The organism is Streptomyces sp., assembly GCF_036566765.1.
GTDB lineage: Bacteria > Actinomycetota > Actinomycetes > Streptomycetales > Streptomycetaceae > Streptomyces.
Genome location: NZ_DATCVQ010000410.1, coordinates 1 through 6,106, shown reverse-complemented (window position 1 = coordinate 6,106; position 6,106 = coordinate 1). Strand labels below are relative to the sequence as shown.

At 72.1% G+C, this 6,106-nt stretch carries 7 protein-coding genes; 6 read left to right on the top strand and 1 reads right to left on the bottom strand.

What is annotated here, in order from left to right; translation table 11 throughout:
* Positions 1-681 (bottom strand): TVP38/TMEM64 family protein (locus tag VIU94_RS23890; RefSeq protein WP_331913939.1); only part of this gene is annotated, 681 nt, incomplete at its 3' end.
* A gap of 68 nt (positions 682-749) precedes the next feature.
* Here VIU94_RS23890 and VIU94_RS23885 point away from each other — a divergent pair.
* The 6 genes from VIU94_RS23885 (at position 750) to VIU94_RS23860 (ending at position 6,093) form a co-directional block, all read left to right on the top strand.
* Complete coding sequence (locus VIU94_RS23885; RefSeq protein WP_331913937.1) at positions 750-1,448, top strand: DNA alkylation repair protein; 699 nt, start codon at positions 750-752, stop codon at positions 1,446-1,448.
* Between the two features lie 52 nt (positions 1,449-1,500).
* Positions 1,501-1,623 carry a hypothetical protein gene (locus VIU94_RS23880; RefSeq protein WP_331913935.1) on the top strand — a complete coding sequence of 41 codons (123 nt, stop codon included), beginning with the start codon at positions 1,501-1,503 and terminating at the stop codon, positions 1,621-1,623.
* A gap of 110 nt (positions 1,624-1,733) precedes the next feature.
* A complete protein-coding gene (gene tuf / locus VIU94_RS23875) occupies positions 1,734-2,903 on the top strand; it encodes an elongation factor Tu (protein ID WP_331913933.1) in 1,170 nt (389 codons plus the stop codon).
* A gap of 239 nt (positions 2,904-3,142) precedes the next feature.
* On the top strand, positions 3,143-3,997 hold the full coding sequence (locus VIU94_RS23870) for a patatin-like phospholipase family protein (protein WP_331913931.1): 855 nt from the start codon (positions 3,143-3,145) through the stop codon (positions 3,995-3,997).
* Between the two features lie 135 nt (positions 3,998-4,132).
* Positions 4,133-4,978: a spermidine synthase gene (locus VIU94_RS23865; RefSeq protein ID WP_331913929.1), complete on the top strand. Its 846-nt coding sequence runs from the start codon at positions 4,133-4,135 to the stop codon at positions 4,976-4,978.
* Positions 4,979-5,187: 209 nt separating this feature from the next.
* A complete protein-coding gene (locus VIU94_RS23860) occupies positions 5,188-6,093 on the top strand; it encodes a hypothetical protein (RefSeq protein WP_331913927.1) in 906 nt (301 codons plus the stop codon).
* Positions 6,094-6,106: the final 13 nt, after the last annotated feature.

The window sequence follows — 6,106 nt, the reverse complement described above, 5'->3', positions numbered from 1 at the left end:
CTTGCGCCAGGCCACCGCCGCGCCCGCCACGCCGGTCACCACGATGAAGCCGGTCGAGACCAGGAACGCGGGCGACGACGGCGAGGACGCCTCGCTGCCCGCGATCACGTACGCGGCCGTGTTCGGGATCGAGCCGACCGCGGTCGCCAGCAGAAACGGGGCGTATCCCATCCGGGACACCGCCGCGCAGTAGTTGGCGGCGGCGAACGGCACCCCCGGCAAGAGCCGGATCGCCAGCATCGAACGGAAGCCGTGCCGGCTCAGCTGGCCGTCCGCGGCCTTCAGCCAGCGCCCGCGCAGCAGCGGCCGCAGGGCGCCCTGGCCCAGGACCCGGCCCAGCGTGAAGGAGATGCACGAGCCCAGGACCGTGCCCGCCACCGCCGCGGCCACACCCGCCTGCGCGCCGAACAGCGCGCCCGCCGCCAGGTTCAGGATCGGTCGCGGCACGAAGGCCGCCGTGCAGAGCCCGTACGCGACCCCGAACATCACCACCGCGCCCGCGCCGGCCACCTGTGGCGGCCAGCCCTCGGCGAGCAGCCGTTGCGGCTCGTAGAGCAGCACCGCCGTCGCCGCGCCGAGCAGCAGCACGGCGAGCAGGGACAGCCGCGACCAGGGCGAGAGCAGCGCCCGGGAGCAGCGGAGAGCCAGGGAGCCCGGCGGCCGGGTGACGGGGTCGAGCATCCGGGGAGACTAACCGACGGGGACATGTGATCGCCGTAATGTCCGTCATCCCCCGTAGGGTGAACCGCATGACGCCCGCCGTCCCCGACAGCGCCCTCGCCGACACCGTGCTGGTCCGGCTCACGGAGGTCTACCCGGCGGCCGGCGACCCGTTCCGGGCGCAGGAGATGGTCGCGTACATGAAGGGGATCGCCCCCTTCCTCGGCATCCGCACCCCCGAGCGGCGCGCACGGACCCGTACCGTCCTGGACGGCCTGCCCCGGCCCGACGAGGCCGACTGCACGGCCGTGGCGCTGCGCTGCTTCGCCCTGCCGGAGCGCGAGTACCACTACTTCGCCGTCGACTACCTGCGCCGGCACGTCTCCCGCTGCTCCTCCGGCTTCCTGCCCGTCGCCCGGCGACTGGTCACCACCGACTCCTGGTGGGACACCGTCGACCACCTCGCGGCCCACGTCGTCGGCGGGCTCGTCGCCGCCGACCCGGCACTCGCGGAGCAGATGGACGAGTGGATCGAGGACGACGACCTGTGGGTCGCCCGCACCGCGCTGCTGCACCAGCTCCGCTTCAAGGACGCCACCGACGCCGAGCGCCTCTTCTCCTACTGCCTGCGCCGGGCGGACCATCCCGATTTCTTCGTCCGCAAGGCGATCGGCTGGGCGCTGCGCGAGTACGCCAAGACCGCGCCGCACGAGGTGCGCGCGTTCGTCGAGGGGCACCGGGACCGGTTCGCGCCGCTGTCGGTCCGCGAGGCGCTCAAGAACCTCTGACCGCGCGGAAATTCGGTCGACGCGGGGGCCCTGGTCCGCGAGGATCGTCGACATGTCCAGGTACGCCTTCCCCGCAGCGCCGTCCGCAGTCGCGGACGCGCCGAAGGCTGCCGTTCCCGTTCTCGCCGCCGCGGCAGCGGCGCCCGCAGCGCCCCTCGGCGGCGCGCGAAGCTGACTCTCCCCGGAATGTCCGGCGGACCCCACAGGGGGAGGGTCGGATCGACCCAGGGGTCCCCCTCCGTGAGGAGACGCTTCATTCAGTTCCGGGAAGGAACGACGTCAGCCATGCCCAAGACGGCATACGTGCGCACCAAGCCGCACCTCAACATCGGCACCATGGGCCATGTCGACCACGGCAAGACCACCCTGACCGCCGCCATCACCAAGGTCCTCAGCGAGCGCGGGACCGGCGTGTTCGTGCCGTTCGACCGGATCGACCGGGCGCCGGAGGAGGCGCAGCGCGGCATCACGATCAACATCGCGCACGTCGAGTACGAGACCGACACCCGCCACTACGCGCATGTCGACATGCCCGGCCACGCGGACTACGTCAAGAACATGGTCACCGGGGCCGCGCAGCTCGACGGGGCGATCCTCGTGGTCTCCGCGCTCGACGGGATCATGCCGCAGACCGCCGAGCACGTGCTGCTCGCCCGGCAGGTCGGCGTCGACCACATCGTCGTCGCGCTCAACAAGGCCGACGCGGGCGACGACGAGCTGACGGACCTCGTCGAGCTGGAGGTCCGCGAGCTGCTGACCGCGCACGGCTACGGCGGCGACGCGGTGCCCGTCGTCCGGGTCTCCGGGCTCAAGGCGCTGGAGGGCGACCCGCGGTGGACCGCGGCGGTCGAGGCGTTGCTCGACGCGGTGGACACGTACGTACCGATGCCGGTGCGGTACGTGGACGCGCCCTTCCTCATGCCGGTCGAGAACGTGCTCACCATCACCGGGCGCGGCACCGTCGTGACCGGTGCGGTCGAGCGCGGCACGGTCCGGGTCGGCGACCGCGTCGCCGTCCTCGGCGCGGACGTCGACACGGTCGTCACCGGCGTGGAGACCTTCGGCAAGCCGATGGAGTCCGCGCAGGCCGGCGACAACGTGGCCCTGCTGCTGCGCGGCGTCCCACGCGACGCGGTCCGCCGCGGCCACGTGGTGGCCGAGCCGGGGAGCGTCGAGCCGAGCCGCCGTTTCACGGCGCAGGTGTACGTGCTCTCCGGCCGCGAGGGCGGCCGCAGCACGCCCCTGTCGTCCGGCTACCGCCCGCAGTTCTACATCCGCACGGCGGACGTCGTCGGCGACGTCGACCTGGGCATGGCGGGCGTGGCCCGCCCCGGCGAGACGGTCACCATGACCGTCGAACTGGGCCGCGACGTCCCCCTGGAGCCCGGCCTCGGCTTCGCCATCCGCGAGGGCGGGCGCACGGTGGGGGCGGGGACGGTGACGGCGGTGGTCTGAGGCCGCGGTGGGGCGGGCCGGGCGGTGGGGCCGGCGGGCCGGGCCCGAGTTGGGCCGGGGCCGCCGTGCGGCGGGCGGGTCGACCCCGCCGTGCGGCGGCCACGCCTGCCCGACTTGCCTTGGGGCCGCCAGGCGACCGACGACGTCGAGGACGAGCCTGCCAGGAGCCCGGCCGGCCGGAGACTCGCGTTCCGCACCCCGCCGGGCGCGGGTCTCGGGGGCCGCGTCAGACTCGGGGCATGACGGAGACGCGGCGGACGGCACTGGTACTGGGCGCGGGTGGACTCGTGGGCGGGGCCTGGGAGTTGGGGGTTCTCCACGGGCTTGCTGAGGCGGGTGCGGATCTGGGCTCGGCGGATCTGATCGTCGGGAGCTCGGTGGGGGCGGTCGTCGGGGCGCGGGTCGCGTCCGGGCAGGGCGGCGTCGCCGAGTTGTACGAGCGGGAGGTCGGCGGCAGCGCGCCGGACGAGCCGGCCGCACGGCTCGGGGTCGGGAAGGTGTCGCGGTACGCGCTCGCCGTGCTGACCTCCCGTACTCCCGAGGAGTACGGGCGCAAGCTCGGCCGGCTGGCGCTCGGCGCGGCCACGGTCGACGAGGCCGCCCGCCGCGCCACCGTCGGGCGCCGGCTCGCCCCGGTGACCGAGTGGCCCGAGCGCCGCCTGTTGATCACCGCCGTCGACGCGCTCACCGGCGAGCTCACCGCCCACGACAAGAACGGCGGGGCCGCGCTCGTCGACGCCGTCACCGCGAGCTGCGCGATCCCCGGCCTGTGGCCGGCCGCCACCCTCGGCGGCCGCCGCTGGATCGACGGCGGCCTGCACTCCACCGCCAATGCGCACCTGGCCGCCGGGTACGAGCGGGTCGTGATCATCGCCCCCAGCGCCTCCGGGAACAAGGTCATCCTGTCCCCGGCCCGTCAGGGCGCGGACCTGGCGGCCGCCGGCGCGCGGGTCGAGGTCATCACCCCCGACAAGGCGTCGAAGCAGGCCTTCGGGCGCAACACCCTCGACCCTGCGCGTCGCGCGCCCGCCGCTCGCGCCGGGCGGGCCCAGGCCGCGGCGCATGCGTCGGCCGTGGTCGCGCTCTGGGGCTAGTGGGGTCGGGCGCGACACTTTCGATCCGGCCCGCCGCCCCCGCCGGGCAGGCCCAGGCCGTGACGGATCCTGCCGGGCGGGCCCAGGCCGTGGCCCGTGCGTCGGCCGTCGGCGCGGTCTGGGCAGAATAGGGACGTGAACGAGCAGATTCCCGTGATCCGGGACGTCGACGGGGGTACCGCCCGTCTCATGCCGGATGTCGACCGGGAGCGGGCCTGGTTGCTCACCGTGGACGACGCGCCGCAGTCGTACGTCGACCTGGACGAGCCGACGCATCTGGAGTTCGAGTACGCGCGCCGGATCGCCCATGTCCTCGACCGGGCGGCTGAGGAGGGCGCGCCCCTCGACGTCCTGCACCTGGGCGGTGGGGCGCTGACCCTGCCGCGGTACGTGGCGGTCACCCGGCCCGGCTCGCGGCAGGACGTCGTGGAGGCCGACCGGGGGCTGCTCGCGCTGGTCGCCGAGCACCTTCCGCTGCCCGAGGGCTCGGGCGTCGCGGTGCACGGCGCGGACGCCCGCGCGTGGTTGGAGAGCGCGCCCGCCGCGTCCTTCGACGTCATCGTCGGCGACGTCTTCGGCGGCTCCCGGGTGCCCGCGCACCTGACCTCCACCGCGTACGCGAGGGCGGTCCGGCGAGCGCTGCGGCCGGGCGGGATCTACATCGCCAACCTGGCCGACGGAGCCCCGTTCGCCTTCCTCCGCTCCCAACTCGCCACCTTCGCCGAGGCGTTCCCCGAGCTGGCGCTCGTCGCCGAGCCCGCCGTCCTGCGCGGCCGCCGCTTCGGCAACGCGGTCCTCGTCGCCTCCGACAGGCCGCTCGACACCGCCTACCTGAGCCGCCGTGCGGCCGCCGACCCCTTCCCGGCCCGGGTCGAGGAGGGCGCATCCCTGACCCGCTTCATCGGGGACGCGCACCCCGTGGGGGACGGAGACGCGGTCCCGTCGCCGGTACCGCCGGGCGGCGCGTTCACGGTCGGCTGAGGCACCAGCGCCGTCACCACCACGATCAGCGTTGCCGAACCCCACAGCGCGTTGCTGCGGGCGAACAGGCTTTCCGCCAAGCCCGCCAGGGCCGTGGGAAGAAGACCCGAGTGGTCTTGATCTCACGAGGTGTACCGAGGCGGGTGACTTGCCAGGAGGGACGGACGGCGGTACATACCGGCATACGTGCTGGGGGAATCGGGGGGGGGATGGTAGTGCTGTGGCGTCCTGGAGTGCAGTCGAGGCGAGAGCAGCAGAAGGAAGAGCGGCAGGCGGATCGTACGAGGCTGCTGCGGAAGCCCTTCGAAGAACTTGTGGAAGGGCTTCCGGAATTTCGAGGGATTGTACCGCTGATCGTATGCGATTTCGAGTTCATGGATTCGGAGGCGGAGGATTCCTTAGAAGAGCGAGATTGGCTGACAGTGCGTCGTATGACGATTGGCGCCTTCAGTGCAGCGAAATCTCGCGGTGACGTGGCCTCTGAGTTCGTTGATAACGACGAGCAGCGAAAAAGAATCCGTTCGGAGGAGGTCGCCAAGGTCCTGGAGGCTCGGAGGGAGAAAATTGCCGCCTTCATCGATGAGCTCTCCGGGGTACGGGCACGGAGGCGCTACGCGCGAGGATTCTACGTGGGGGTGGGAACCAGTATCGTGGTGTTGGTGCTGGTTGGGCTGGTCATGAAAGATATCGTCGTCACGCTTCGCAGCCCCCTGGACGGGGGAAAGCAGCTTAATCCAAAGGAATTCTTTGCCTATAGGGATTCGCTCGCGTGCCTTGGGGGCGGATCGTTGGGGGCCTCAATCAGCGTGTTGCTGCGTCTTGGAGCCGACCACCGGGTTCCGCACCGCACAACATCGAAGAGGACGGCGTTCTACCGCATCATCTTGGGCTGGCTATTCGCAGCCGGGATCTTGTGCATGGTCAAAGGCCATATCGTGGCGGTCTTCCCGGATCCGACAGAGAATCTGCTGGAGAGCGCTGATCCGTTCAACGATGCCGCCGTGGCGCAGTCATTCTTCTTCTGGGTCGGGATCGGGATTCTGGCGGGATTCAACGAACGGTGGGTCAAACGGCTGATCTCGCAGCCGATGAGTGAGAAGGACAAGGGAGCGTAGCTCTACTCAGTGA